Origin of the sequence: Burkholderia sp. Se-20378, from assembly GCF_017104665.1 — a bacterium.
GTDB classification, from domain to species: Bacteria; Pseudomonadota; Gammaproteobacteria; order Burkholderiales; family Burkholderiaceae; genus Burkholderia; species Burkholderia lata.
Genome location: NZ_JAAGPG010000078.1, coordinates 1 through 26,076, shown reverse-complemented (window position 1 = coordinate 26,076; position 26,076 = coordinate 1). Strand labels below are relative to the sequence as shown.

The 26,076-nt window shown below is 65.7% G+C and carries 25 protein-coding genes; 11 read left to right on the top strand and 14 right to left on the bottom strand.

Annotation, left to right across the window (positions count from 1 at the left end; genetic code table 11):
* From G3N93_RS11870 to G3N93_RS11860, 3 genes are all read left to right on the top strand, one after another.
* On the top strand, positions 1-829 hold an 829-nt coding region (locus G3N93_RS11870), incomplete at its 5' end, for an AAA family ATPase (protein WP_206133075.1).
* A 4-nt stretch (positions 830-833) separates the two neighbouring features.
* The gene (locus G3N93_RS11865) at positions 834-2,537 is read left to right on the top strand and encodes a cobalamin biosynthesis protein CobT (protein WP_206133074.1); all 1,704 of its coding nucleotides are present in this window, start codon (positions 834-836) and stop codon (positions 2,535-2,537) included.
* Positions 2,538-2,794: 257 nt separating this feature from the next.
* Complete coding sequence (locus tag G3N93_RS11860; protein ID WP_206133073.1) at positions 2,795-3,886, top strand: alpha/beta fold hydrolase; 1,092 nt, start codon at positions 2,795-2,797, stop codon at positions 3,884-3,886.
* 46 nt (positions 3,887-3,932) lie between these two features.
* Here G3N93_RS11860 and G3N93_RS11855 read toward each other — a convergent pair whose 3' ends face one another.
* The 4 genes from G3N93_RS11855 to G3N93_RS11840 all read right to left on the bottom strand — a co-directional run bounded on the left by G3N93_RS11855 (position 3,933) and on the right by G3N93_RS11840 (position 8,446).
* Entirely contained in the window at positions 3,933-5,702 is a 1,770-nt protein-coding gene (locus G3N93_RS11855; RefSeq protein ID WP_206133072.1) for a histidine kinase, read from the bottom strand.
* A gap of 80 nt (positions 5,703-5,782) precedes the next feature.
* Positions 5,783-7,204 (bottom strand): HD domain-containing phosphohydrolase, encoded by a 1,422-nt coding sequence (locus G3N93_RS11850; RefSeq protein ID WP_174938760.1) that lies wholly within the window; start codon positions 7,202-7,204, stop codon positions 5,783-5,785.
* A gap of 111 nt (positions 7,205-7,315) precedes the next feature.
* On the bottom strand, positions 7,316-7,765 hold the full coding sequence (locus G3N93_RS11845; RefSeq protein WP_206122543.1) for a GNAT family N-acetyltransferase: 450 nt from the start codon (positions 7,763-7,765) through the stop codon (positions 7,316-7,318).
* Between the two features lie 129 nt (positions 7,766-7,894).
* Positions 7,895-8,446 (bottom strand): tol-pal system YbgF family protein, encoded by a 552-nt coding sequence (locus G3N93_RS11840; RefSeq protein ID WP_241026509.1) that lies wholly within the window; start codon positions 8,444-8,446, stop codon positions 7,895-7,897.
* A gap of 193 nt (positions 8,447-8,639) precedes the next feature.
* Here G3N93_RS11840 and G3N93_RS11835 point away from each other — a divergent pair, with 193 nt between their 5' ends.
* A complete protein-coding gene (locus G3N93_RS11835) occupies positions 8,640-9,263 on the top strand; it encodes an ABC transporter ATP-binding protein (protein WP_206133076.1) in 624 nt (207 codons plus the stop codon).
* A 469-nt stretch (positions 9,264-9,732) separates the two neighbouring features.
* On the opposite strand, the gene pntB is transcribed toward G3N93_RS11835, so the two are convergent.
* The 5 genes from pntB to G3N93_RS11810 all read right to left on the bottom strand — a co-directional run bounded on the left by pntB (position 9,733) and on the right by G3N93_RS11810 (position 15,698).
* Positions 9,733-11,145, bottom strand: a complete 1,413-nt coding sequence (gene pntB / locus G3N93_RS11830) for a Re/Si-specific NAD(P)(+) transhydrogenase subunit beta (protein WP_174938756.1) — start codon at positions 11,143-11,145, stop codon at positions 9,733-9,735.
* Positions 11,146-11,158: 13 nt separating this feature from the next.
* Positions 11,159-12,751, bottom strand: coding sequence for a Re/Si-specific NAD(P)(+) transhydrogenase subunit alpha (locus G3N93_RS11825; RefSeq protein WP_206133071.1), 1,593 nt, complete (start codon positions 12,749-12,751; stop codon positions 11,159-11,161).
* A gap of 562 nt (positions 12,752-13,313) precedes the next feature.
* On the bottom strand, positions 13,314-13,826 hold the full coding sequence (locus G3N93_RS11820; RefSeq protein ID WP_206133070.1) for a chloramphenicol phosphotransferase CPT family protein: 513 nt from the start codon (positions 13,824-13,826) through the stop codon (positions 13,314-13,316).
* Between the two features lie 52 nt (positions 13,827-13,878).
* Positions 13,879-14,682, bottom strand: coding sequence for a lipid II flippase Amj family protein (locus G3N93_RS11815; protein WP_174933154.1), 804 nt, complete (start codon positions 14,680-14,682; stop codon positions 13,879-13,881).
* Positions 14,683-14,792: 110 nt separating this feature from the next.
* Positions 14,793-15,698 (bottom strand): LysR substrate-binding domain-containing protein, encoded by a 906-nt coding sequence (locus G3N93_RS11810; protein WP_206133069.1) that lies wholly within the window; start codon positions 15,696-15,698, stop codon positions 14,793-14,795.
* Between the two features lie 166 nt (positions 15,699-15,864).
* On the opposite strand from G3N93_RS11810, the gene G3N93_RS11805 reads away from it, so the two are divergent.
* The 6 genes from G3N93_RS11805 (at position 15,865) to G3N93_RS11780 (ending at position 20,181) form a co-directional block, all read left to right on the top strand.
* Positions 15,865-16,407, top strand: a complete 543-nt coding sequence (locus G3N93_RS11805) for a sugar ABC transporter (RefSeq protein ID WP_206133068.1) — start codon at positions 15,865-15,867, stop codon at positions 16,405-16,407.
* A gap of 6 nt (positions 16,408-16,413) precedes the next feature.
* Entirely contained in the window at positions 16,414-16,740 is a 327-nt protein-coding gene (locus tag G3N93_RS11800; protein WP_206133067.1) for a hypothetical protein, read from the top strand.
* 18 nt (positions 16,741-16,758) lie between these two features.
* Positions 16,759-17,604 (top strand): MBL fold metallo-hydrolase, encoded by an 846-nt coding sequence (locus G3N93_RS11795; protein ID WP_206133066.1) that lies wholly within the window; start codon positions 16,759-16,761, stop codon positions 17,602-17,604.
* Positions 17,605-17,821: 217 nt separating this feature from the next.
* Positions 17,822-18,568 carry an SDR family oxidoreductase gene (locus G3N93_RS11790; protein ID WP_174933169.1) on the top strand — a complete coding sequence of 249 codons (747 nt, stop codon included), beginning with the start codon at positions 17,822-17,824 and terminating at the stop codon, positions 18,566-18,568.
* A 152-nt stretch (positions 18,569-18,720) separates the two neighbouring features.
* The gene (locus G3N93_RS11785) at positions 18,721-19,575 is read left to right on the top strand and encodes a DJ-1/PfpI family protein (RefSeq protein ID WP_206133065.1); all 855 of its coding nucleotides are present in this window, start codon (positions 18,721-18,723) and stop codon (positions 19,573-19,575) included.
* 123 nt (positions 19,576-19,698) lie between these two features.
* Complete coding sequence (locus G3N93_RS11780; protein WP_206133064.1) at positions 19,699-20,181, top strand: DUF4440 domain-containing protein; 483 nt, start codon at positions 19,699-19,701, stop codon at positions 20,179-20,181.
* Between the two features lie 93 nt (positions 20,182-20,274).
* On the opposite strand, the gene G3N93_RS11775 is transcribed toward G3N93_RS11780, so the two are convergent.
* A complete protein-coding gene (locus tag G3N93_RS11775; RefSeq protein ID WP_206133063.1) occupies positions 20,275-21,222 on the bottom strand; it encodes a GlxA family transcriptional regulator in 948 nt (315 codons plus the stop codon).
* Between the two features lie 258 nt (positions 21,223-21,480).
* Between G3N93_RS11775 and G3N93_RS11770 the strand changes: the two genes are divergently transcribed.
* A complete protein-coding gene (locus G3N93_RS11770) occupies positions 21,481-22,092 on the top strand; it encodes a GNAT family N-acetyltransferase (protein ID WP_174989149.1) in 612 nt (203 codons plus the stop codon).
* A 41-nt stretch (positions 22,093-22,133) separates the two neighbouring features.
* Here G3N93_RS11770 and G3N93_RS11765 read toward each other — a convergent pair whose 3' ends face one another.
* The 4 genes from G3N93_RS11765 to G3N93_RS11750 all read right to left on the bottom strand — a co-directional run.
* Positions 22,134-22,688 (bottom strand): AraC family transcriptional regulator, encoded by a 555-nt coding sequence (locus G3N93_RS11765; protein WP_277396535.1) that lies wholly within the window; start codon positions 22,686-22,688, stop codon positions 22,134-22,136.
* Positions 22,689-22,707: 19 nt separating this feature from the next.
* The gene (locus G3N93_RS11760; protein ID WP_206133061.1) at positions 22,708-23,595 is read right to left on the bottom strand and encodes a hypothetical protein; all 888 of its coding nucleotides are present in this window, start codon (positions 23,593-23,595) and stop codon (positions 22,708-22,710) included.
* 71 nt (positions 23,596-23,666) lie between these two features.
* Positions 23,667-24,785, bottom strand: a complete 1,119-nt coding sequence (locus tag G3N93_RS11755) for a porin (RefSeq protein WP_206133060.1) — start codon at positions 24,783-24,785, stop codon at positions 23,667-23,669.
* Positions 24,786-24,855: 70 nt separating this feature from the next.
* Positions 24,856-26,076: PTS transporter subunit EIIC (locus G3N93_RS11750; RefSeq protein WP_206133059.1), on the bottom strand; the 1,221-nt coding region annotated here is incomplete at its 5' end.

The following is a 26,076-nucleotide window of genomic DNA, read 5'->3' as shown; positions in this document are numbered from 1 at the left end:
CGGGCCGCTCGTGCCGCCGCTGAACCCGGCCTACCTGTTCACCGCGCGCGCGACCAACGTGCTGGAAGACATCGTCGAGAACCGGCGTATCCTGCTGATCGGCCACACCGGCACGGGCAAGACGAGCCTCATCGAACAGGCCGCCGCGCTGGCCGGCCATGGCGTGCTGCGCTCGAACATGAACGGGCAGACGACGGTCGGCGATTTCGTCGGGTTCTGGACCGTCAAGGGCGGCGAGACGATCTGGGTCGACGGCGTGCTGCCGACCGCGATGCGCGAAGGGCTGTGGCTCATCGTCGACGAGATCGACTTCGCGGAACCCGCGATCCTCGCGGTGCTGACCGCCGTGCTCGAACCGGCCGGCCGCCTGTTGCTGAAGGAAAAAGGCAACGAGATCGTCGCGCCGCACCCGTCGTTCCGGCTGTTCGCGACCGCCAATGCGGTGGGCGCGATGGGACAGTTCCGCCATCTGTACCAGGGCGCCAACGTGATGAACGAGGCGTTTCTCGACCGCTGGCGCGTGTACCGCCTCGACTATCTGCCGCCCCCCGACGAGGCGCGCGTGCTGCAGCGCACGTTCGGCGCGGCCATGACCGCGGCGATGGCCGACACGCTCGCGGCGATCGCGGCCGACTGCCGCGCCGCGTTCGTCCGCGAGGATCTGGCCAGCGCGTTCTCGACGCGGCGCCTGATCGACTGGGCCGAGCTGATGCTGCGCACCGGCGACCCCGAATCGGCCGCCGGCCCGACGATCTATGCGAAGGTCAGCGCGGAAGACGCCGACCTGATCCGCAGCATCATTCGCCACTACATCGACGTCGAGGCCTGACGCGATGGACCGGGACGACGACGCGCGGTCGCTCCACCTGACCCGGCTGGCCCGCACGCTCGCGCAACGACACGGCATCGAGGTGCGGTTCGCGCGCCACGGGCCGGTCGCGCAGCGCGACCTGCTGGTGCTGCCCGACACGCTGCTCGCCGGCGACGTCGACGACGATGCGATCACCGGCCTCGTCGACCTATACGCGGCGCGCGCCCGCTTCGGTGCGATCGATGACATCGCCGCGCTGGCGTCGCCTGCGGTGCGGGCCATTGCGCAGGCGATCGACGACCGGCGCGCGGCCGGCCGCCTCGCTGCGATCTATCCCGGCGCGATGACATTCCTGCGGCGGATGCGTGCGGCAGCGGCCGCCGACACGCTCCACCGGTGGCCGCGAATGGCATGGCGCGACCGGCTGGTGTGGCGCATCGAACGTGCGCTGTGGGACGAACCGCCGTCCGCCGTCGAGCGCGTGCCGTCGCTCGACGCCACGCTCACCGCATCGGATGATCTCGTCGACGAAGCGCGCGCCGCGACATCGACGGCCGACAGCATCCGCGCCGCGCAGCGGATCGTCGAACGCGTGCGCGCGCTGGCATCGGCCGGTGCGAACAACATGATGTTCACGGCCGATCCGGGCAGCACGCTCGACAGCGACAGCATCGCCGCCGAATTCGAATCGGACGGACAGGGCGCGCCGGACGACTCGCGTGCGCCGGTTTCGGCCGAATCGGGCGCCGGTGCGATTGCCAACACGAAATCGTCGACCGAAGCGCCGACGCCGGGCGAGGCAATGCCCGGCACGATCCGCCTGTCCGTGGACAACCGGCCGCTGCTGTCGGTCCCGCTGACCACCGCATTCGACACGGTGACGGACTTCACCGGCAAGGGCGAAGCGGCACGCTGGCACCGCCTGCGAAGCGCGGCCCGCGCGCAGACCGAGCCGCTCAAGCTGAAACTCGAACGCGCGTTGAAAGTGGACGAGCAGACGCGCTGGAAGCGCGAACAGGAGCGCGGCGAGCTCGACCGGATGGCACTCGCGCGCCTCGTCACCGCGCCCGGCTATCGCACGCCATTCCGCGTCCGGCGTGCCGCCCCCGGGCGCGACGCGGCCGTCAGCCTGCTGATCGATTGCAGCGGATCGATGGCCGGCAAGAAGATCGAGCTCGCCAGGCTGTGCGCGGCGGCGCTGTGCGATGCGCTGACGCAACTCGGCTTCGCGTGCGAAGTACTCGGCTACAGCTCCGTCGAGGATGCCGCGATGCGCGCGCACTACCAGCGCTGGATCGACGCCGGCCGCGATACGTTCGGCTACAACCGGTTCGTCGAACGGCTCGACCTGCGCGTCTACAAGCGATTCGATTCCGACCACCCGAGCGGCCTCGCCTGCATCGAATGCGGCCACGAGAATCCCGACGGCGAGGCGTTGAGCTGGGCCGCCGAGCGGCTGCTGGCGAAGCGGGCGCGGCGGCGAATCCTGATGGTGTTGTCGGACGGCTATCCGGCAACCGGCGACGGCAACCCGGCGATCCTGCGCACCGACCTGCGCGCCCGCGTCGATGCGCTGCGCGAGCGGCGCGTCGAACTGATCGGTGTCGGGATCCTCGACGATTCGGTCGAAACGTTCTATCCGGTCAGCAGCGTGGTCGAGCATCTGCACGAGCTGCCGGGCGCGGCGTTCAGCGTATTGAGCGATACGCTGCTGGATCGGCGCTAGCCCCGCACGCGACAGGGTCGAAACAGATTTCGATTCGCACGGGCGTCACATCGGGCGGTGAATATCGTCGATGGCAGCGTCGAATCGCCGCCGTTGCGCAGGCCCCGGCTTGCCGTTGCATTCGATCGGCCGACGGGTTCCGATGCGCACACGGCCGGCAGCACGAACCTTGCGCCACGCCCCATTTCGATTGTCCACTCGACGGCGGATTCGGCCGCCTCTTCCAGCCACGATCGGCCGCCGGCAAGAGACTGCACATGCCCAGGAAAAAAACCAGCCTCTGGTTGCGGCATCTCGAACTGCTCTCCGTCGCAACCGGCACGCGCCCGACGAAGCGCACGAGCAAGCCGCGACCGGCCGCCAAACGGGCGACCAAGCCGACCGTCACCGCCCGTACCGCCAGACGCACGGGCACCGCGCCGCCCGCCCGCGCACGGACGGACGAGGCGCCCGGCACGTGGCTCCGGTCGTTTCATTCCGCCGGCCCGAGTGCCGGCCGCTACGTGAACCATCTTGCGTACGCGCTGTATCTCCCCGCCGCGCCGGCGACGACGGCCGGCATGCCGGTGGTCGTCATGCTGCACGGCTGCAGGCAAAGCGCTGAATCGTTTGCCGCGGGCACGCGCATGTGCCGTCTCGCCGAGCGGTCGGGGTTCGCCGTGCTGTTTCCCGAGCAAGCCAAGGCGGCTCATGCGCACCGCTGCTGGCACTGGCATGGCGACGCGACGCAGTCCGAAGCCGCGGCCGTTGCGTCGCTGGTCGACGCAATCGTGCGGCAGCACGGCTTCGACCGCGACCGGATCTACCTGGCCGGCATGTCCGCCGGTGCCGGGCTCGCCGCGACGCTGGCCATACGGTATCCCGATCGCTTTGCGGCCGTCGGACTGCACTCCGGCCCGGCCATCGCCCCGCCGTCGTCGGCGTTGGCGGCGATGAACCTGATGCGTCGGGGCCTGCGCGACGACCCGATACGCGCGGTCGATGCCTGCGCCGATGTCACGTCCTATCCCGGCATGCCGGCGCTCGTCATGCACGGCGCACTCGATACGGTCGTCACCGACCGGAACGCGAAGCAGCTCGGCATCGCGTTCGCGCGGCTCAACCGGCTCGTCGACGAACACGGCGCGATCCGTGTCGGCGAGCAACGCATCCATGCACGCGACGACGCCGACACCATCGACTATCTCAAGGCCGGGCGTCTCGTCGTCAGGGTCTGCATCGTCCGCCGGCTGCCGCATGCATGGAGCGGCGGCGACCCGCGCGAGCCGTTTCATTCCGCCACGGGGCCGGACGCCACCGCGATGTTCTGGCATTTCTTTCGTCGCCAACGCCGCAAGCGACTGCCATGACGCGCGAAAACCGCGCCGGCCCGTGGCGCGCGACGCCGTCACGCGATCACGCCCGTTGCGCCAGCTCGGCCGCGTTCGCGCGATCGCCGGCCCGCCGGATCGGTATCCGGACGCAGAACGTCGTGCCGCGCCCCGGCTCGCTCGTCACGTCGATGGTGCCGCGATGGCGCTTGACGATGCCGTGCGATACCGACAAGCCCAGCCCCGTGCCCTGCCCGACCGGCTTCGTCGTGAAGAACGGATCGAAGATCCGCCTGACGACGTCGGGCGTCATGCCCGTCCCGGTGTCGCTGATCGCGATCGACACCTGCTCGCCATCGCTCGACGTGCGGATCGTGATCACGCCGCGCTCGGGAATCGCATGCGCCGCGTTCACCAGCAGGTTCATGAAGACCTGGTTCAACTGCGACGGCAGGCATTCGACCTGCGGCACGTCACCGTAATCGCGCACGATTTCGGCCTTGTACTTGAGTTCGTTGTGGACGACGTTGAGCGTGCTTTCCAGGCCCGCGCGCAGATCGACCACGCTCCACTCGTCGCTGGCCGGCCGCGAGAAATCGCGCAGGTCCTGCACGATGCGCCGCACGCGCAGCGCGCCGTCGATCGATTCGTCGATCAGCGTCTCGATCTCGCCGCGCACGTAGTCCAGATCCGCTGCGCGGCCCGTCGCCGCCAGCGCGTCGCGCGCGGCCGGGTCGAGCTGCGGCAGCGCGGCTTCATGCGCGGCGATCACGTCGAGCAGACTCCGCACCCACGTCTTCAACGTATTGAGGTTCGCACTGACGAAGCCGATCGGATTGTTGATCTCGTGCGCGACACCGGCCGCGAGCTGGCCGATCGACGCGAGCTTTTCCGACTGCAGCAGTTGCACATGGGTTTCCTCGAGCGCATGCAGCAGGCGCCGCTGCTCCTCCTTCTCCTGTTCGAGCCGCGCCTGCGCCACCTTGCGTTCGTCGATCTCGGTCGCCATGTTCTCGCGCGTCCGCTGCAGCATCGCCGTCGTCTGTTCGTACCGGTGCAGCGCGCGTTCCAGTTCGACGGTGCGCAAGCGCACGAGCCGCTCGAGCGTATCGGTCATCCCGCGCAGGAAAGTTGTGCGCGCATCGAATCGGCTCAGCAGCAGCGTGACGACCAGGGTGCCCGTCGTGAACAGCGTGACGGTCGTCGCGAGCCACGGCGTGTCGACCCCGTTCGCGGCCCCGCACCGCGCGTCCGCCGCGAAATGCGCGGCCGCCATCGCCGTGTAGTGCATGCCGGTAATGCCGATCCCCATGACGACAGCCGCGCCGATCCGCTGAGCGGTCGCATGGCGCGCCTGCTGCGCGCGCAGTGCCTGTGCGATCCACAACGCGGCAGTCGACGCGATCACCGCGATGCCGATCGACGCGGCGAACAGCGCGGCATCGTAGCGGATGCCGGGCTGCATGCGCATCGCGGCCATCCCCGCGTAATGCATGCCGGCGATCCCGCCGCCCATCAGCGCGCCGCCCACGAGCAGCCGCCGCCAGCCCAGCCGCGCGCGCGTGACGACCGTCAGTGCGAAGTACGACACGAGCACGGCAATCGCCAGCGACGCGCCCGTATCCGGCCATGCGTAGCCGAGCGGAATCGGCAGCGAAAACGCGAGCATGCCGACGAAATGCATCGACCAGATGCCGGTACCCATTGCCACCGCGCCGCCGCCCAGCCACGCACGCTTGAGCTTCGGGTTGTCGAGCAGCGAAATGAAGGCGGCCAGGTCGAGCGTCGTATAGGAGGCCAGCGTCGCGATCGCGAGCGACAGCAGGACGAGCGGGAGATTGTAGGTGCCGTACATGATCGAGCGCTCGAATCGAGGTGAGTGCGTTGCCGCGGCACGAAGTCGCGCACCGCGGCCATCAGGCCGCGCGTCCGGGCTCAGGCCGGCGCCGCGCCCGCATTCGGCGCGCCCTGCGCCTGCTTCGCCGCCGCCTGGCCGGCCAGCACGAGGATGTCGAACGACGTCCCCTCGCGCGTCTCGAAGCGGCGCACGAGCTCGATCTGGTGCGCCGACATCACGCTGCCCTTGGTCATCAGCAGCACGCCGCGATGCGTGCGCAGATCGTCGGCGAGCTGCATTCCTTCGCGCAGCTGCGCGGACTTGATCTCCGCGACGGACGCCGCGATGCCGAGACTCGCCGGGTCCTGCATCAGTTCAATCAGGCCGTCGACGATCTTCAGGTCGTAGCGCACGCCGGCCTGCGAGCGCATCGCGTCGAGCGCCTGCTCGACCGAATGTGGCACGCCGATGTCGCCATTGCGCAGCCCCTCGAAATCGCGCGCGATCGCCAGGATTCGCGAACCGAGCGGGATCGAATCGCCCGCCAGGCCGTCCGGCGTGCCGCGTCCGTTGAAGCGCTCGTACTGGTGCAGCACGATCGACGCGACCTTGTGCAGTTGCGCGACCGGCGTCAGCACCATCTGCGCGCGCAGCGGATGCTGCAGGAACAACCCGTGCTCTTCCGCCGTCATCTTCGTGAGCGGCTTGTGCAGCAATTCGTCCGGCAGCGACAGCTTGCCGATGCCATGCAGCAGCCCCGCGAAATAGACGTCCTGCGCATGCAGCTCGCTCATCCCGGAGGCCAGCGCGAGCCGCCGCGCAATCTCGCCGACCCGCATCGCATGCCCGCTGGCGGACCCGCAGCGCAACTCGATCATGCTCGCGCAGACCTGGACCATCGCGGTGAAACTGCTTTTCAGGTCGCGTTGCGCGGCTTCAAGGAACATCACGGTCTGGCCGAGTTCCTCCGTGCGGGCGCGCACCTGCGTTTCGAGTTCCGTGTTGAAACGGCGCAGCGCTTCGTTCTGCGCCTCTGTCAGCGCGGCCAGCCGGGCCGCCTCGCGCCGCAGGCGCCGCTGCTCCAGCGCGTGTTCGATGGTCAGCAGCAGGTCGTGGTCGTCCCACGGCTTGTTCAGGTAGCGATAGACGCCGCCGTCGTTGACGGCCTGCACGACCGACGCGATTTCCGCATAGCCGGTCAGCAGGATGCGCATCGTGTCCGGGTAGAGCGACCGTGCGCGGGCCAGGAACTCCGCGCCGCTCATGCCCGGCATCCGCATGTCGGACACGATCAGGTCGACTTCCGTCGACGTCAGGATCTCGAGGGCCGCCTCGCCGCTTTCCGCGGTCAGGATCTCGTAGCCCGCGGGCCGGAACACGCGCCTGAGCGCCGACAGCACGCTCGGCTCGTCGTCGACCAGCAGGATCGACGGTACGCCACCCGCATCGTCGGATGTCGCTCCCGCCCCGGTCGTTTCAGGCGATACCGCATTCAGTCCGTTTGTTGCAGATGTGGTCATGATGGCCTCGGATCATGTATTTATATTCTCTCTGCATCATCGGCATGCGCCGCGCATTCCGTATCCGGGAAAACGCTGATGCGCTCGCCGGAATCGCACCGCGGATGCGATCTACACCGTCGCCGAACCCGGTGCGCGTACGTAGTAGATGTCCCACTCCGCTTCATCGGCCTGCACGAAGCCGTGCCGGGCATAGAAGCGGTTCGAATCGCTGCCGCGCAGCGCGCCGACGCGAACGGGCACGCGCTGCGCGTCTGCGTCGGCAAAGATCCGGTGCAGCACGGCCGCGCCGATCCCCTTTCCCTGATGCTCGGGCACGATGTACAGATGGTCGAGCAACCAGTGATCTTCCTGCGGCCGGATCACGAAGAAGCCCGCGTTCACGCCATCGACTTCGATCAGGCGGCATAGCGCCGGGTCGAACGACGCGAGAAACCGGTCGCGCGCACGCTGCGGATCGAAGCGGCCGATGCGCTCTAGGCTGTCGCGCATCGCGGCGATGCGGATGGCAACCAGCGTGTCGGCGTCGGATCGGGTGGCGACGGGAAAGGTCAGGTTCATGGGCAGGTTGCGCGCTTGCGGATAAACGCCCGGCATCCCGGCGCGGGTGTCGAAGCCCACTCGCAACGCCGGCTGGCAGCCGGCGGGCGAACGGGCGAACGGGCGAACGGGCGACACGAACAACGCGCTTCAGGGCGTCTCGATGCCTTCTGCCCGCGTGGCCAGGAAGCGCAGGTACTTGCCGTCCTCGTCCTCGAACAGCTCCGGCCCGCCGCTCGCATAGGCGCGCATCAGCTCGTCGGCCGCACGGTCGAGATTGCCCAGTTCGAACTGGCACTGACCGAGCCGCAAATGCAGGAACGGGTTGCCGATCGCGTTGGGGAAATGCATCGACTGGGCGAGATTGTCGCGTCCGGCCGCGTAGTCCTCTTGATGGAAATTCACGTCACCGATGGCGGCCATCAGCCAGGTTCCGGCTTCCCAATTGGTCTTGGGTTCGGGAAGCAGGTCGAATCCCGCCCAGAATTTCGCCAGTGCGCCTTCGTAGTCGCCGTCTTCCATCAATGCATCGCCCGCGTCGCTCAGCGCGCCGATCCGTTCGTACAGCGCGTTGTCCAGTTCTGCCATGTCGAGTCCCTGTTCCGGCGTTGAAATCGGCCCGGTGTGGCCGGTGGTTGCGATGCAATCGCGGTGATTGTGTGCAGTTTTGCCGTCCGGGTCGGTCATCCAGACGGCATTCATCCAGCATACTCGAGCTGTATGACGCGTGCGCCGCGACTTTCGAGCGTACCTTCGTGTGCGCGGGTGCACCGCTTGTCGCATTACACTATCTGCCGCAACGCTACGCGTCCCGACAATCCGTGTCGCTGGGCCTGCTGCTGTCCGTAATCCGGGCCGCGCTCACCTGGCAAATTTTCGTTTGATCTACCGATCCATGCTCCGCTTCGACAATCTCGGCAAGCGCTACGACAAGCGCGTCATCTTCAAGGGACTCAACTACGCATCCGGCGCCGGATGCGTCGCGCTATACGACGAAACCGGCAGTGGCAAATCGACGTTGCTCGCGATTCTCGCCGGCACGATCGACGCGGACGAAGGCGAGGTGTGGATCGGCGGCCATTCGCTGCGCACCGCGCCACACGATGCGAAATCCGCGCTGGCGTACGTGCCCGACGATTGCCTCGCGTATCCGCTCCAGACCGGTCGCGAGTTTCTCGATCTCGCGGCGGCCGCCAGGCATGCCGTCGTCGATTCCCGCACGCTCGAGCTGGCCGAGCGATTCGGGCTTGCGCCGCATCTGGAGAAGCGCTTCGAGCAGATGTCGTTCGGCACGCGCAAGAAACTGTTCCTGACGGCGACGACGCTCGGCGCGCCCGCCGTCGTGATCGCCGACGAACCGGACAGCGGGCTCGATGCCGCGTCGCGTGCGGTGCTGATCGATCTGTTCAAGACATTGGCTGCAGACCGTGTCGTCATCTTTTCGAGTCACGATCCGGCGCTGGCGAACGCCTGCGACGCAAAGGTCACCCGTTTTGCGGACCTTGGATTCACCGGATAGACGGTATCGTCGCGGACGCAGTCACTGAAAGGGGCCGGCGTCGCTGCTGTACGGAGGGAGAGGGAGGAAACGCACCGGCGCCATTCGAGCGGCGGGTGCGATATCGGCGACCGGCAAGGCCCGCTTGTCTACTACGTGTTCGTGCGGACAATCTCGAGCGCGCTTTTGGCGCAGGACAGCGGCCGACCAAAGCCACTCGGCAACCGGCGAAACTTCCGCGAACCTCACGCCAATGGTGTGGCAACCGCCCGCTCCAACGGCCTCATTCGCATTGACCGTCGATCTGCGCACCGACAATCGATCGCTGTCTTTCGCCGAAAGAAACGAAGTGCGAAACGGCCCATCCCGCCCCGCACTTCCGTGACCTTCGCGATGTGCACGGCCGGCGCGCCGGGCCCCGATCAACCGACTGTCCAACACCCCAGCCGGTTATCGTTCGACCCGTGCACGCGCCCGGCCATGCCCTCCGTCAGGCCTTCAACGCGCCAAAGACCTCGTCCAGCATCTTCTTCGCGTCGCCGAACAGCATCCGGTTGTTGTCCTTGTAGAACAGCGGATTGTCGACACCCGCATAGCCGGACGCCATGCTGCGCTTCATCACGATCGAGGTCTTGGCCTTCCACACCTCGAGCACCGGCATGCCGGCGATCGGGCTGCCCGGATCTTCCTGCGCCGCCGGGTTCACGATGTCGTTCGCGCCGATCACCATCGACACGTCGGCTTCGGGGAAGTCGCCGTTGATCTCGTCCATCTCCATCACGATGTCGTAAGGCACCTTCGCCTCGGCGAGCAGCACGTTCATGTGCCCCGGCATGCGCCCGGCCACCGGGTGGATCGCGAAACGCACGTCGACGCCCTTCTCGCGCAGCACCTTCGTGAGTTCATGCACGGTGTGCTGCGCTTGCGCGACGGCCATCCCGTACCCCGGCACGATGATCACGCTCTTCGCATCGCGCAGCAGCTCGGCCGTCTCCAGCGCACTCACCGCCACCACTTCGCCGGCCGGCTGCGCACTGCCGCCCGCCGCCGCCGGCGTACCGCTGCCGGTGCCGAAGCCGCCGGCAATCACGCTGATGAAGTTGCGGTTCATCGCGCGGCACATGATGTACGACAGGATCGCACCCGACGAGCCCACCAGTGCGCCGATCACGATCAGCAGGTCGTTGCCGAGCATGAAGCCGGTCGCTGCCGCCGCCCACCCCGAGTAGCTGTTGAGCATCGACACCACGACGGGCATGTCCGCACCGCCGATCGCCATCACCATGTGCACGCCGAACAGCAGCGACACCACCGTCATCACGATCAGCGGCGTCATGCCGTCCTGGATCGTCTCCGCATGCAGGAACGCGCGGCCGAACACGATCACGATCACCAGCGCGGCCAGGTTCAGCCAGTGCCGTGCCGGCAGCAGCAGCGGCTTGCCGCCGATCTTGCCCGAGAGCTTGCCGAATGCGATCACCGAGCCCGCGAAGGTCACCGCACCGATCAGGATGCCGACGTAAATTTCCACCTCGTGGATCGCGTGCTCGGCCCCCGTGAACTGCACCGACGTATCGATGTAGCTCGCGAAGCCCACCAGGCACGCCGCCAGGCCGACCAGGCTGTGCATCAGCGCAACCAGCTCGGGCATCTGCGTCATCTGCACTTTCTTCGCGGCGTAGAGGCCGACCGCGCCGCCGACGACCAGTGCCGCCACGATGTACGGAATGCCCTCGACCGACACGCGCGGGCCGAGCACCGTGGCGAGCACGGCGATCAGCATGCCGATCATGCCGAGCAGGTTGCCGCGCCGGGCGGTCTCCGGGTTGGCCAGCCCGCCGAGGCTGAGGATGAACAGGATGGCCGCGCCGATATAGGAGACGGTAGTCAGATTGGAAGTCATTGTGGTCGTCTCCTTACTTGCGGAACATCGCCAGCATGCGGCGCGTCACCGCGAAGCCGCCGAACATGTTGACGGCCGTGAGCGTCAGCGCACCCACCGCCAGGCCCAGGATCAGCCCCGAAGGACGGCCCTCGGCCGCGGCCTCGCCCAACGGCGGCGCGACCTGCACCAGCGCGCCGATCGCGATGATCGACGAGATCGCGTTGGTCACGCTCATCAGCGGCGTATGCAGCGACGGCGTGACGTTCCAGATCACCATGTAGCCGATGAAGCAAGCGAGCACGAACACCGTGAAGTGCGCCAGGAACGTGGCCGGCGCGAACTGGCCGACCAGCAGGAACGCCAGCGCGCCGACGGCGAACACGATCGCGAGCGACTTCGCCGACATCGGCGCGCCGCTGCCGTGGCCATGGCCCTTCGACGCGGCTGCCGCGACCGGCGCTGCCGCAGGCTTCGCTGCGACGACCGGCTGCTGGATCGGCGGCGGCGGCCAGGTGACGTTGCCTTCCTTGATGACCGTGAGGCCGCGGATCGCGTCGTCGTTGAAGTCGACGTTGATCGTGCCGTCCTTGGTCTTGCACAGCTCCTCGACCACGCGCAGCAGGTTGGTCGCATAGAGTGTCGACGACTGACGCGCCAGGCGCGACGCGAGATCCGTGTAGCCGACGATGGTCACGCCATGACGCACCACCGCCTCGCCCGGCACCGTCAGTTCGCAGTTGCCGCCTTGCTCGCCAGCCATGTCGACGATCACGCTGCCCGGCTTCATCGACTGCACCATCTCGGCCGTGATCAGCTTCGGCGCCGGCTTGCCGGGAATCAGCGCGGTCGTGATGATGATGTCCGCCTCCTTGGCCTGCTGCGCGTACATCGCGCGCTGCGCCTGCTGGAAGCCTTCGCTCATCACCTTCGCGTAGCCGCCGCCGCCCGAGCCTTCTTCCTCGTAGTCGACCTTGACGAATTCGCCGCCCAGCGACTTGACCTGGTCGGCCACTTCGGCGCGCGTGTCGTTGGCGCGCACGATCGCGCCGAGGCCTGCAGCGGTGCCGATCGCGGCGAGGCCGGCAACGCCGGCGCCGGCGATGAACACCTTGGCCGGCGGCACCTTGCCCGCGGCCGTGATCTGCCCGTTGAAGTAGCGGCCGAATGCGTGGGCCGCCTCGATGACGGCGCGGTAGCCGCTCACGCCGGCCATCGACGTGAGGGCGTCCATCTTCTGCGCGCGCGACAGCGTGCGCGGCAGCGAATCGATCGCCAGCACCGTGGCCCGCTTCGCGGTCAGCTGCTGCATCAGTTCAGGGTTCTGGGCCGGCCAGACGAAGCCGATCAGCGCACCGCCCTCGCGCATCAGCGCGACTTCGTCGCTGCTCGGCGGACGCACCTTGAGGACGATATCGCTGCGGCCCCATAGATCGGCGGCCGTCGGCACGACTTCGGCGCCGGCCGTGCGGTAGTCGTCATCGCTGAAGTTCGCACCGGTGCCGGCGCCGCTTTGCACGGCCACCGAGAACCCGAGCTTGATCAGCTTTTCGACGACGTCGGGAACGGTCGCTACGCGCCGCTCCTCGTGGGCCGTCTCCAGAGGGACCCCAATCTGTAATGTCATATCCTGAACTGTCAGTAGTGGCCGTCGCGAGGAGTTACGGCCTGCGTTTCAAGTCACCCAACTCAATCCGTGTACGACTTTGCTCCGCGCGCAGCTTGGCACTACCGCGCAGATTTCACAAACGATCCATCCTCTAATCGATTGTCTTGTCAGAGCAAACCGGTTCATGCTCTTGCCTGATTATCCTGACGAATATCCGGCGTCTGTTCCGATTGGATAAGACCTACGAAGCATATCCCGTGCCAGCGTATTGCCAAAATTTATATTTTGAATCGGCGCGCATTCAATCCATGAATCCCCTGTCTGGACACAACGGCCCGGCAACCGCCGGCTCGGCCGCCAAAGCCACGCCAGGCCGCACCGTCAACACGCGACTCCGTTTGAAACGCGAATAAACGGCAATCGGCACAAAAGCATGGGAATCGGTTTCATCCGGAATTCTCCGCTTGTTCGCAGAATACGATCTGTCGCGCGCAAACGACATAATCCCTATGGACGATGAGCTTCAGTGCCGGCGAGTTCAAGGGAGAACGCAGCCTGTCCGGCTCAAATCCGGTGACGATCATTCACGCTGCGCGTCGACGTGGGCACGAATGCGGCGCGCACCTTCCTCCGGCGTACAGGTCGAGGTGTCGATGCGCAGCGCGTACGGCCGCGAATAAGCGGGATGCCCGAACTGGGATCGCGCCATGCCTTCGCCTCGATCCCCTCTCGCGCGTTCGCGCTGTTCGAGGATATCCAGCGGACACGTAACGCCGATGACAAAGGTCTGACGCGGCGACAGCGCGGCAATGCATTCGTCGAGCGCGGACAGATCCCGAAGCACGAGGTCCAGCACGATCTCGAAATGGCTGGCTGCAATCCCCGCGAGCGTCGACTGCAGGTTGAGCTGGTGAAGCCTCAGCGCCTGGTTCAGTTCGTCGTCCGATCGCATGTCACGCCGGCGCGACATTTCGACGAACGCGTCGAGCGACACGTGAAACGTCGGCACGTCCGAGCTTTGCTGGAGCGCCTTTGCCAGACTGCCCTTCCCTGCACTGGTCGGGCCGTGCAATACGACAGCAACGGGTTTCATGGCGATGGTCCGCGGGAGTGATGGCCGGTTGCCCGGTTGTCCGGATACCGCGCTAGATCAGCTCGGCCACGCGCACGATGACGAGCGCGGCCGGAACGAGCACCGCCTGCGCACACAACGTGCCGAGCACGCGCGCACCCGCGAGTGTCGTGATGGCGCGCCGAAAACTGTTCTCCGAGATCCGCCCTTCGATGACGTCGTCGGTCATCACGGAAACCTGCGGGTCGATGACGACCGCCAGCACGACGGTCGCGAAACCGTTGATGACGGACGACAAGTTCGCGCATGTCACTCTCAGGTCGGGCTTCAGATAACCCGCATACAGCGACGCGAACACACCGACGGTCCAGATCGCCATCGCGGCAACGTTCAGCGCAATGACGCCCCACGACACGCCGGTATTCGCGGTCAGTTGCGTGACGTTCTGGCTCGAAGGCAGTCGCGCCCCGACGCGGAGAAAGTTGATACCCGCTCGACTGCACGCGTGCAGCACCAGGCGGGGAATCGAGCGGTTCGCCTGGAAGTGTTCGACGGCGCGACTGAAATAACGCTGGAACGTCGGGATCAGGAATGTCCCGACGATGGTCGCCACGGTGGCGGACAGCAGGAACCACCGGAAGTCGGTCAGCAACCCGCTCCCCATCCGCTGCGCAATGTCCATTTCAACGCGTTTCGCGATGAACGGCCCCTGAAACGAATTGGCCGTTCGGGACACGAGCGCGATGATCCCGAACAACGAAAACGACAACGCGATGCGACGCGTGCGCACGCCGGCGATCCGCACGGCATAAGCCAGTGTCGCGATCACATGGATGACGAAGGTAAGCCCGCAGATGATCCAAAGCTGACTGTCCATGCTGGTGCCGCGTGCGTGACGGGATCACGAGTGTACCCGAGCGCGGCCCGCGCCCGGCGCATCAGCCTGGCAAGACCGCCTTCGAAGGAGGAACGGTTGGTCGATGCGTGTCAGGCGCTGCCGTGCGGTGCCGATCCGCGCGCTTCATTCAGCATCCACGTCGCGAAGGCCTGCAACGGCCCTTCGGCCAGTTCGATCGGCTCGGGCAGGACGAGGCAGAAGTTTTTCGTCACCGCCGTGCCGGCCGGCCACGGTGCGACCAACCGGCCCTGCTCGAGCTCCGCGTCGATGTACAGGCGCGGCACCAGCGCGACACCCAGGCCGGCCAGCGCCGCTTCGATCAGCATCGAATGGAGATCGAAGCGCGCGCCCACCGCCGAATTGGTCAGCACGATGCCGGCCTCCTGCGCATAAGCCTGCCATGCGTCCGGGTTCTGTCGCCGGTGAAGACGCGGCAGTGCATCCAGTGACGGACTCGCCCCGGCGCCGGCGAGCAGCGCCGGACTGCAGACGGGCACCAGCACCTCCTCCAGCAGCGGATGCAGATGCATCCCCGCCCATGCCGGATGCTCGAAATGAATGGCCGCGTCGAAACCGCTCCCGGCCAGCAGGAACGGCTCCATCCGTTCGGCGATATGCACCGTGATGTTCGGATGCCGGTCTTGAAAGTGTTTCAGCCGAGGAATCAGCCAGCGGGTGGCAAAGGTTGGAATGGCGGCGATATCGATGCTCGCGCCTTCGATCGGCTGCCCCATCAGGTACAGGCTGTCGCGTTCGAGCCGATCCAGAATCTCGCGAACCTGCACCGCGTATCGCGCACCGTTCGGCGCAAGCCGTACCCGATTGCCGACCCGCTCGAACAGGGCAACGCCCAGGAACGCCTCCAGCCGGCCGATCTGACGGCTGACGGCGCCCTCCGTCCGCGCCAGTTCCTCGGCGGCGCGGGCAAAGCTGCCGTGTCGGGCCGCGGCTTCAAACGCCTGGAGCGCGGAATTGCTTGGGATCTTGCGGGACATGGGCGTCTCGTTGGTCGGGATGTGTTCGCCGTCAGCTTGAGCAAATATCACTGAAGGCTGACTTTATTTCGTTTTATCGCGCGAAATGGCGAGCTTAGCATTACGTTCACGCACTGAACATCCGACGCTCTCTGAGGGATGTGCATCCTGCCCAAAGGACAATCCAATGATCTACACCGTCGAATGCAGCTTCGCCGACCTCGCCAGCGAAGCCGAATGGAACGACTTCTACAGCCTTGAAAAGCTGCCCGCCCTGATCTCGGTGACGGGGTTTCACACGTCGCAGCGGCTCAAGGCGATCACGAGCGGTTGCCCGGTCTATCTGGCGATCCACACGATCGACGGCCTCGATGTCCTGACCGGCGACGAATATCGCCGGAAAGGCGGCGGCAATTTCGCGAAGTGGCAGCAACACATCACCGACTGGCATCGGAATCTCTACAGCGATATCGGCTTTGCGCCGGCGGTAAAGGAAGGTGAGCACCTCGCCCTGAGTGCCGGCGGGCCGGATTCGCTGATTCGGCTGGGCCTCGAACCGCTGGCCATGCAGGCCGTTGCGCTGGAGAAGTTTCCGGAGCGCCGTTGGCTCGCCGTCGTACCGCGGAACAGCGCGCGGCTTGTCGACGCGCTCCCGGAAGGCATGCACCTTTATGCGCCGATGACGGAGCAACTGACCAGCACACGCTCCCTTCCGATTGCCCAGGAGTAGATCGCGATGCCCAACGTCACTTTCTCGATCGATGCGACGCGGATGCCGGCTGATGACAGCCTTGCCGAGTTGTCGCGCGATTGCGTCGAGCTCTGTACGCATATGCTCGAGGCCAAGCTCGAGAACGTCCACGTCATTTTTCTGCCGGTTCGGCACGGGCATGGACATCCCGTCTTCGCGGACATCCGCTATCGCGCCGGGCCGGCTCGTACGCCAGCGGTCATGGAACGGTTCATGGAAGCGCTGGATCACGCAATCGTTCGCCGTACGGGCCTGACGGCGCGCATTCGGTGTTATGGCTACACCGCGTCGAACATTCACGCTCGCAATTAGCCGATTCGGAGAAACACGATGTCCACTCTTAGCTTTCCGGTTCAGCAAATCGGGGATGTCACGATTACCGCCGTCAGCGACGGATATCTCACGGCCAGTCTCGACTTCCTGTCGAATATCGATTCGGATGACGCATCAAAAATGCAGCGTGATGCCGGACAAAAAGAGCCAGCGGCCGTTCATATCAATTGCTACGTCGTACGCGGAGCGGGCCGCACCGTGCTCATCGATGGCGGGGCTGGCGGGTTCAAGCAATGGGGTGGCCGACTCCGGACGAACCTGGTGCTTGCCGGTATCGAACCCGCTGCGATCGACACCATCCTGCTGACCCATGCGCATCCCGATCACGTCGGAGGACTGGTCAATGAGGCAGGACAGGTCGCGTTTTCGAATGCGGAGCTGGTTGTGCATCAGCGAGAGGTCAGGTTCTGGCAGGACGACGGAAACCTCAGTCGCGCCAGCGAGCGGGCTCGCGGCAACTTCGCGGAGGCGCGTCAGGTGTTCGATGCCTACGCCGACAGGCTTCGCCTGTTCGAAGACGGACAAGTGCTCCCCGGCATCAACGCGCTGCCGCTGCCGGGACACACCGACGGACACACCGGATATGTCATTGAATCCCGCGATCAAGGCCTGCTTGTGTGGGGCGATGTCGTGCATTTCCCGCATATCCAGATTCAGCGACCGGACGTATCGATTGCGTTCGATCACGACGCATCGCTGGCTGTTGCTACGCGCTCACACCTTCTCGATCAGGTCAGTTCGGACGGGTTGTTGATCGCCGGCATGCATCTGGGGGAACTCGGGTTCGCACGCATCAAGCGGACGAGCGGCGGGTATGGGTTGCTTTACGAAAACGACGACTGAAGCCGCACGTGTACGGCCATGCAATGCCACCGCCTCACGCCGGGATGCATGAGTCACCCGTTTGATCCGAGTGGCGTTTTTTGAGGGTTATACGACCTTTGAGCCATTCACTTCGCGTTCCATACTTCGTGTGGAAGATCCAGCTGAGAAAGGCAAAAAACGCGATTGCGTTTTGATCTTTCGGCCCGATCCATCACGACGTAGAAAGGAGCAGAAGATGAGGCTTAAAAACAAGTCGGCGTTAATCACCGGTGGTACCAGCGGCATCGGTCTTGCCACCGCGAAGCTGTTCATCGCGGAAGGGGCCCGCGTAGCGGTGACGGGTCGCGACGATGCGGTGTTCGAGCGCGTGCAGGCCGAGCTTGGCGAAAATGCGCTCGTTCTCAAAGGCGATGTCCGTTCGATCCAGGACATGCGGGCGATTGCCACTGAGGTCAACGAGAAGTTCGGCGGTCTGGATATCGTGTTCGCGAACGCCGGCTGGGCGTTCCCGTCCGCGGTCAACGACATCGACGACGCACTCTATGACGAGATCATGGACATCAACGTCAAGGGCGTGGTGTTCACGCTCCAGGCGGTGCTGCCGCAATTGCGCGCGGGCTCGTCAGTCATTCTCAATACCTCGTTCGTCGCGCAGACCGGCAAGCATGGCATCTCGTTGACGGCAGCCGCGAAGGCCGCCGTACGATCGCTTGCCCGCAGTTGGTCGTACGAGTTTCTCGACCGGAAGATCCGCTTCAACGCGATCGCGCCCGGCGCGATCGACACACCGCTGCTCTCCAGATGGGGCATGCCGGACGAATGGGTTCGCGACCGCAAGGCCGAGTTCGCCGAAACTATTCCGGTGGGCCGCATGGGCAAGGCCGAGGACATCGCCAGCGCCGCACTCTATCTCGCCAGCGACGAATCCTCCTACGTCGTCGGCACCGAACTGGTCGTCGATGGCGGCGCCTCGCAGCTTTAGGCCGCGGCGCCCGATTCCCGAGCCCTGCGTGTCATCGCGGCTCATCCACACACCTGATCTCACGTCCGCCACGCGTTTCGTCGCGGCGGTTATTCCATCCGGCCCAGCCTGGTTGCGCTCGCAGCGGGGCCGACGAGCAAGGAGAAATGATCTTGACCGACAGTAGCGAAAACAATACTTCCGGACAGCCACTCAATAGAGCCGGTCGTTCGCGCCGCGATGTGCTCAAGTTTGGCGGCATCGCCACGCTCGGCGCCGTCCTCGGTGGCGGCGCCCTGCTTGGGCAGGCCACCCCTGCGCTGGCGCAGCCCGGCAGCGACGGAGCACTTGCCCCGAATGACCCGCTCAATATCCTGATCGTCAATTACGACGGCGGGACGCTGCTCGACTTCGCCGGCCCCAGCGAGATCTTCCATCGGTTACCGAATACGAACGTTCGCTACGCGAGCCTCAACGGCGGCAACGTGACGCTCGAATTCGGCGTCGTGTACGGCAAGACCGAGCGGCTGGCCGATATCGACAAGACGGACGTGCTCCTGGTCCCCGGCGGGTCCGATCTGTCCGCGCCGATGCAACCCGCGTATCAAGCGCAGATCCGGCGCCTGGCAGAGAGCGCGAAGCACGTGACCTCCGTCTGCAACGGATCGCTCGTGCTGGCCGCGACGGGCGTTCTCAAGGGCAAGCGAAGCGCCTGCCATTGGGCCTTCGTCAACAAGCTGGCCGAATATGGCGCCATTCCCGTGCCCGATCGCTTCGTCGAAGACGACAACGGCCGGTTCATGAGCGGCGGCGGCGTGACGGCGGGCATCGACTTCGCACTTCGCGTGGCCGCGAAACTGCGCGGTCAACAAGCCGCCGAATTCACGCAGCTCGTGATCGAATATGATCCCGCGCCGCCGTTCCACTCCGGCCATCCGAGAGATGCGCGGCCGGAAGTCATCGCGATGGTCGACAAGGAACTGCCTGGTGCATCCAGGGGGCTCGCGCGCATACCCGGCGTTCGTTGAAACGCGGGCAGGCAATGTGACCCGCCCATCGACAGACTGCGACGAATACCGCAACCGACATTGCCTGCTTCATCCTTCAATTTTCGTAGTCCTCTCAATTCAAGTATGCCCGGACATCACTCGATGCAACATGCTCGTATTTTCACTGCGGCGCTTGCCGCCTGCGCCACCTTTTTCGCGTTTGCAGCGCCGGCGACGGCCGGTGGTTCGCAGCGCCCGCCCGAAGCGGCCATCAAAGCCGAGAATGCGCGATGGGCGGATGCCTTTGCGCGAGGAGATTACGAGGCGATCGGCCGCCTCTACAGCCACGACGGCACGCTCTTGCCGCCCGGAGGCGACAAGGTAACGGGGAGCAGCGCGATCGTCGGGTACTTCACCAAGGGGTATGCCGGATCCAAGCCCGCCACCGTATCGTTCAGCAACTACGAGTTCTACGGCAACGACCGGATCGTGACCGAGGTGTCGGATGCGGAGATCCACGACCACGATGGCAAGCTCAAATACCGCGGCAAGCAGATTCTCGTCTTTCTGAAAGAGGACGGCGCCTGGAAGTTGCATCGCGACATGTGGAACGACTACGGCCCGCTGACGACGGATGGCCATTGAACATCTGGCGATACGAATAGTGGCCGACCCAACACGCCGCTAGTCCGTTGGAAGGACGTTGGCCAGGCCGCACGCTGATCGGCCGGCGGTCGATCAGCGCGCGCCGTTCGATCGGCTCTCGCGTCGAATCGCTTGCGGCGGGTGCCCATGCAGTTTGATGAAGGCCCGCCGCATCCGCTCCGGGTCGGTGAACCCGACAGCCAGTGCAATCTGCTCGATCGGTTCGCTGCCCCCCTGCAGGCGCAGACGCGCCGCTTCGACGCGCAAGCGCTCGACCGCCTTGGCAGGTGTTTCACCGGTTTCCCGGCGAAATGCACGCCCGAACTGTCGCAAACTCAAACTTGCGGCCTCGGCGAGCCGTTCGACCGGCAACGCTTCGGCCAGATGTTCCCTCGCAAAATTCAGCGCGATGCGGATGCGATCCGATTCCGGCTCCATCTGCGACATGGCCGAGAATTGGGACTGACCGCCTGGCCGACGATACGGAACAACCAAAAGCCTGGAGACCTCGCGCGCAACCTCCGCACCCATATCTCTTTCAATCATGCCGAGCGCCAGGTCGATTCCGGACGCGATGCCCGCCGACGTCCAGATGCGGCCTTCCTCGATATAGATACTGTCGCCCTCGACCCTCGTGCGAGGAAAGCGCGACTGCAGTTGAGCCGCGTATCGCCAGTGCGTCGTTGCTCTCAAGCCGTCCAGCAAGCCGGTTTCCGCAAGCAGAAACGCCCCCGTACACACGCTTGCCACCCGCGCGGCCCGCGTGCCGAGTTTCCTGGCGGCGGCGATGTTCTCCGGTGTCTGCATCGGGCCGACATCGCCCCCCACGAACACGACGGTGTCGAACGTGCGCCTTCCGGCCGGCTTCGTTTCGATTGACAGGCCCGTATTGCCCGAAACCGGGCCGCCGGCCTGCGAGATGACGTGGAGATCATAGGGCGTGTGGCCCGCCGCCGTGGCGACCTGGTTGAAGGCCGACAGCGGCCCGCCCAGATCAAGCGCATCGTAGCCACGGCACACGAAGAATCCGATTCGATGCATGACGAAGTCGTTAACTGAAAACCCCGGAAAGTCGCATTTTATCGAGAACCCTCAAATAGCGCCATTCAGCCTGAAATGAGGGAAAAACGTCGTTTACGTCGTGATCGATTGTCGGTGTGGCCGCTGAGATCCGAATCCGGCAGCGCAACTTTTGCAGCAGCATCGCCCCCCTCCCTGCCGAGGAATGGCGTCATGCGCTACGCTGCGAGTGACGCCAACCCGCTCCACCCGTAACTTTCCCTCTGAACTGCCTCAAACATGCACGGTACAGAATTGAAGGTGGCCTCGCTGCCACATCGGTTTCTTGACGCAGCGCGGGATTTGCTCAATTCGGCGTTCGAGCAAGACCCTACGCTTGGCTGGTGCCTGTTCGCCGAAAGCCCGGGATTCGACGAGCGGCGGGCACACTATCTCGGGCGCTACCTGAAGTATCACTACGATGCCCGCCTACCGGCATTGGGAGCCTGGCGCAATGGCGACCTTGTGGCGGTCAGCTACTTCGCGCCAGCCTCCTGCAGCGAATCGCCCCACATGCTTGCAGCGCTCGGGCGCGACATCGCGACCGGTTGCGGCGCGTCGTCGTTGAGCCGAATCGATTTGCTTCGCGAGACTCCGCCCGTGAGTGCGCCGGACCCAGATTGCAGCCGGATAGAATTCATCGGTGTATCGCCGGTTCGGCAAGGCGAAGGAGTCGGATCGATGCTCCTCGGTGCGACGTTGTCTCATCTTCGGGACATCGATCCGTCGGCGAAAATATCGCTGGAAACGGGAGAGCCCCGCAATATCCCGCTCTATGAACGCCATGGGTTTTCGGTCAAGGAGCGCATGGAATATGCCGGACTGACGCAATACAGGTTGCAGACCCTCTAACCGCTGACATCGGCCGGGCCAGGATGGAAGTCACTCCCACCCTACTCCGTATTCACCTTCCGCCACTGCATCGGCGACATCTCGTACCGTCCTCGACACGCCCGACTGAACGCGGCTTCCGGTGTGTACCCCACCCGACCGGCGATATCCGAAATCGGCGCGCGGCTGTACCGCAACAACTCCGCCGCCCGATCGAGGCGCCAGGTCGTGAGATAGCTCAACGGCGCCTGCCCCACGACCCGCTGAAACCGGTCCGCAAAGGCCGACCGCGACAGATTCGACAACTCGGCGAGATCACTCACGCTCCACGCACGTCCAGGATCGGCGTGAATGGCTGACATCGCCGGGTTGATCCGGCTATCGATCGCACCGGACAGCCACCCGTGCCCGGCCGCGCCCTCCGTCGCCCAGGTGCGCAGCGACTGGACGAAGATGACATCCAGCAATCGGGAGATCATCGCGGCGGCGCCGGCGCGCGGGCTCAATGCTTCGTCGAGGATGAAATGGCAGCTCAGCTCCAGCCACTCGAACGGCCGCTCCCGCAACCCTTTCAGCACCAGCACCGGCTGCAGCACGGACAGCAACCGTTGCGACAGCCGGTCAGCCCTCCATCAATCAGTTGCCTGCGCCGAGACCATCCAGAAACGTCTGCGTCACGCCGACCCATTCACCGGCTCCGCCATTGCTGCTGTTGTATTCGACTGCGGGGTTCTGCCCGCCCCAGATCACGAACCCGCTCGCCGTCGTGCCCCTGATGTCGTTCAGCAGGTATTGCCACTGGCTGCCCGGCACGAGCACGGTGTTCCGGTCGTAGTACTGCGGCCACAGATACGGGAACACCGGGTGCGTTCCCGTGCTGCTCAACGCATCCGCCTGTGCGGCCGACGCGATGTTGCGGTTGAGCTGCGTCGCCCAGTCCACGCCCGTCCACGAGTCCGTGCCGTTCGCGCGAATGTACGCGCTCGGGAAATGCGCGGTACGCCCGCCATCGAGATCCATCAGTTGGGCCACGCCGCGATACGCGGCATTTGGATCGGTGCTGCTGATGTGGGCCGTGTTGACGAGCCCGTACCAGCCGAGCACGCGATTGGGCCGCACTTCGCGCGCCCATGCCTGCAGCTGCTTGAGTATCGCCAGGTGATTCGCGACCGTCGCGCTGCTGCCGGTCAGGTACAGCTCCTCGCAATCGAGCACGAGATAGCCCGGTGCGTCGGCGGGCGTCGGATCATACGTGTTGATCAGGTTGACCCACGCGCTGCGTGACGGCAGCACGGCGCGACCGCTCGCGTCGACCGTGATCGGCTTGCAGTACCGTGCCGGGATGAAATTGATCCTGACGGCGCCGTGACCGATCGACACGTCGGTATAAGCCGTGTTGTCCAGCACGGAGAACGGCCCGGCGGCCAGCACCCCCGGTGCGGCAAGGCACGCGCCCAGGGCCAGCAGCGCGGCGGGAAGGCCGATCCGCACGGCGGCACGGCGAACGAATCCGTTTTTCTTCATGGTCATCACCTCGATCGTTGGATACAGGAAATCCGGCCCGGCATCCGTACCGGGCCGCTCGACGCCGCTCGTCAGAACAGCGTCTCCACGCCGGCATACAGGCCGCTCTGGCCTTGCCCCGGCGGCGGATTGGTGCCCCAGCCGGCGCCACCTGGCCCGCGTCCCGGGTTCTGCGGATTCACGCCGAAATTCCCCTGCGCGCTGTTGAAGACGTGGGCCGCCATGCTGTAGAGGAAGGTGCGTTTCGACAGGTTGTACATGCAACCCACGCCGAGCATCGTCGTGCGCGCCGCGCCGTCGTGATCGTCGGTCCATCGCCCCGGCCCGACGCGCATCGTGTAGACGGCGCCATGCACGTGCAGCGCGGGATTGACGTCGTACGAGAGCCCTGCCCACCAGAGGTCGGCGCTGTCCGACAGGCCCGCCGGCGTATCCGGCGCCGAATAGTGCGTGTAGGCGGCCTGGACCTGGAACGGGCCGTAGCGGTTGCGGATGCCGACGAACGCTTCACGCGAATAGCGGAACAGGTTGTCTTCCTTGCCCTGCGCGTTGCGAATCTCGTCCCACAGCACGCGCACCTGGAAATCGCCGTTCGTATAGGCGGCCGCGAAGCCGTCCGCCCGCCCGGCCTTGCCGGCATTGTTCGGGTCGCCGGAATTGAAATTGACCGAACTGTTGCCGAGGTTCAACTCCGCCTCGAACGAAAACCCGTGCAGCTCGGGAGACAGGTAGCGAATCCCGTTCGACAGCCGCGACCCGTTGCGATACGCGACGAACGACTGCGCGCCGAAATTCTCTTCGAGCAGCGGGTCGAATTCCCACACGTAGTTGTTGACCATCGGCCCCTGGCCGAAGCGGATCGTGCCGAGCCGATCGTTCTTCAGCGCCACCCACGCGGCGCGCTGGAACATCAGCCCGGCCACGAGCGAGCCGGTCGGCGTGAACGCCGACTCGAGCAGGAACATCGCGTGATTGCCGTGCCCGAGATCCTCCGTCCCCTTGAAACCCAGGATGTTGACGCCCCAGTCGCTGCCCTCCGCCCATCTCGCGCCCGCGCCGCCGTTCGCCTTCTGCACGTTCGACGTGTACTGCACGTCCCCGCCCAGCCGGCCCCAGACGAGCACGCTCGACTGCGCATGCGCGAACGCGGCCCACGACAGCGCCACGCCCAACAGAATCCCGCATTTCATGATTTAGTTATCCGAATTGATAGGAACAGCACGCCCGGGCGCACCCCGTCGCCCGGCGGTCGATACCCCGTTACAGCGCGGCCGCGACCGCGGGCTGGCTCTCCGTGCCGTCCAAGCCGCTCGTGCCGTCGGCGCGCCGCTGCGCGTCGCTCAGGCCGAAGAACCAGGTCAGTACGAAGCCACTCGAATACGCGACCGCGACCGCCGCGCAGTAGGTCGCGACGCTCGCCACGAGCCCCATCGGCCCCGTGACGAGCGGGATCAGCATCAGGTTGGCCGGACCGATCGTCGTCGCCCCCACGTCGTGCCCGTGTGCGGCGCAATAGCCGAGCACGAGCGCGCCCATCCCGCCGCCCAGCGACGCCGTGATCAGCGGGCGGCCGAGCGGCAGCGTGACGCCGTACAGCAGCGGCTCGCTCACGCCTAGCATGCAGGTCGGCAACGTATTCCGGATCGTCTGCTTCAGGCGCGGGTCCCGCGTGCGGAAATACAGCGCGAACGCGGCGCCCGCCTGCCCGCATCCGGACATCGCGAGAATCGGGAACAGCGCGGTGTAGCCGTACTGCGCGATCAGTTGCGCGTGGATCGGAATCAGCGCCTGATGCAGGCCGAACATCAGCAGGCCCACGAACGACGCGGCCAGCACGAACGCGGCCGGCATGCCGCCCGCGCGCAGCAGGGTCGCGGTCAGGCTGCCGACCGCCTGCGTCAGCAACTCCGCGACCGGCATGATGACGAACAGCGTTGCGATGCCCGCGAGCCCCAGCGCGACGGTTGGCGCGAGCAATGTCTGGGCGGCCGATGCGATGCGCGCGCGCACGCTACGCTCGATGCCGGCCGTCAGCGCGCCGGCCAGCAGCGCGCCCATCAATCCGCCCTGCCCGGGCTTCAGCGCGATTTCGCCGATGATCGGCAGCGCGAATGCGGGCAGCTTCGCGATCGCGGGCAGGATCAGGATGCCCGCGGTCGCGCCGCCGAGGCATGGCGTGCCGCCAAATTCAGCGGCCGCGTTCATGCCGACCTGGATGACGAGGAACGCGAAAAACGCCGACCCGACGATCGATGCGACCGTCGCGGCGAACATCAGCGTGCCGGCGCCTCCAACAGGCGCCTGCGCAGCCCAGACCTTCAACAGCCCGGCGATCGCGTTGAGCAGGCCCGCGCCGATCAGCGCAGGGATGAGCGGCGTGAAGATGCTCGCGATGCGCCGCAGGAACCGGTGTGCGGCCGTGTTCCTGCGGGCGGGGCGACCGGCCGGCTCGCGCGTGCCGGTGGCTGGCGCGGCCGCAGC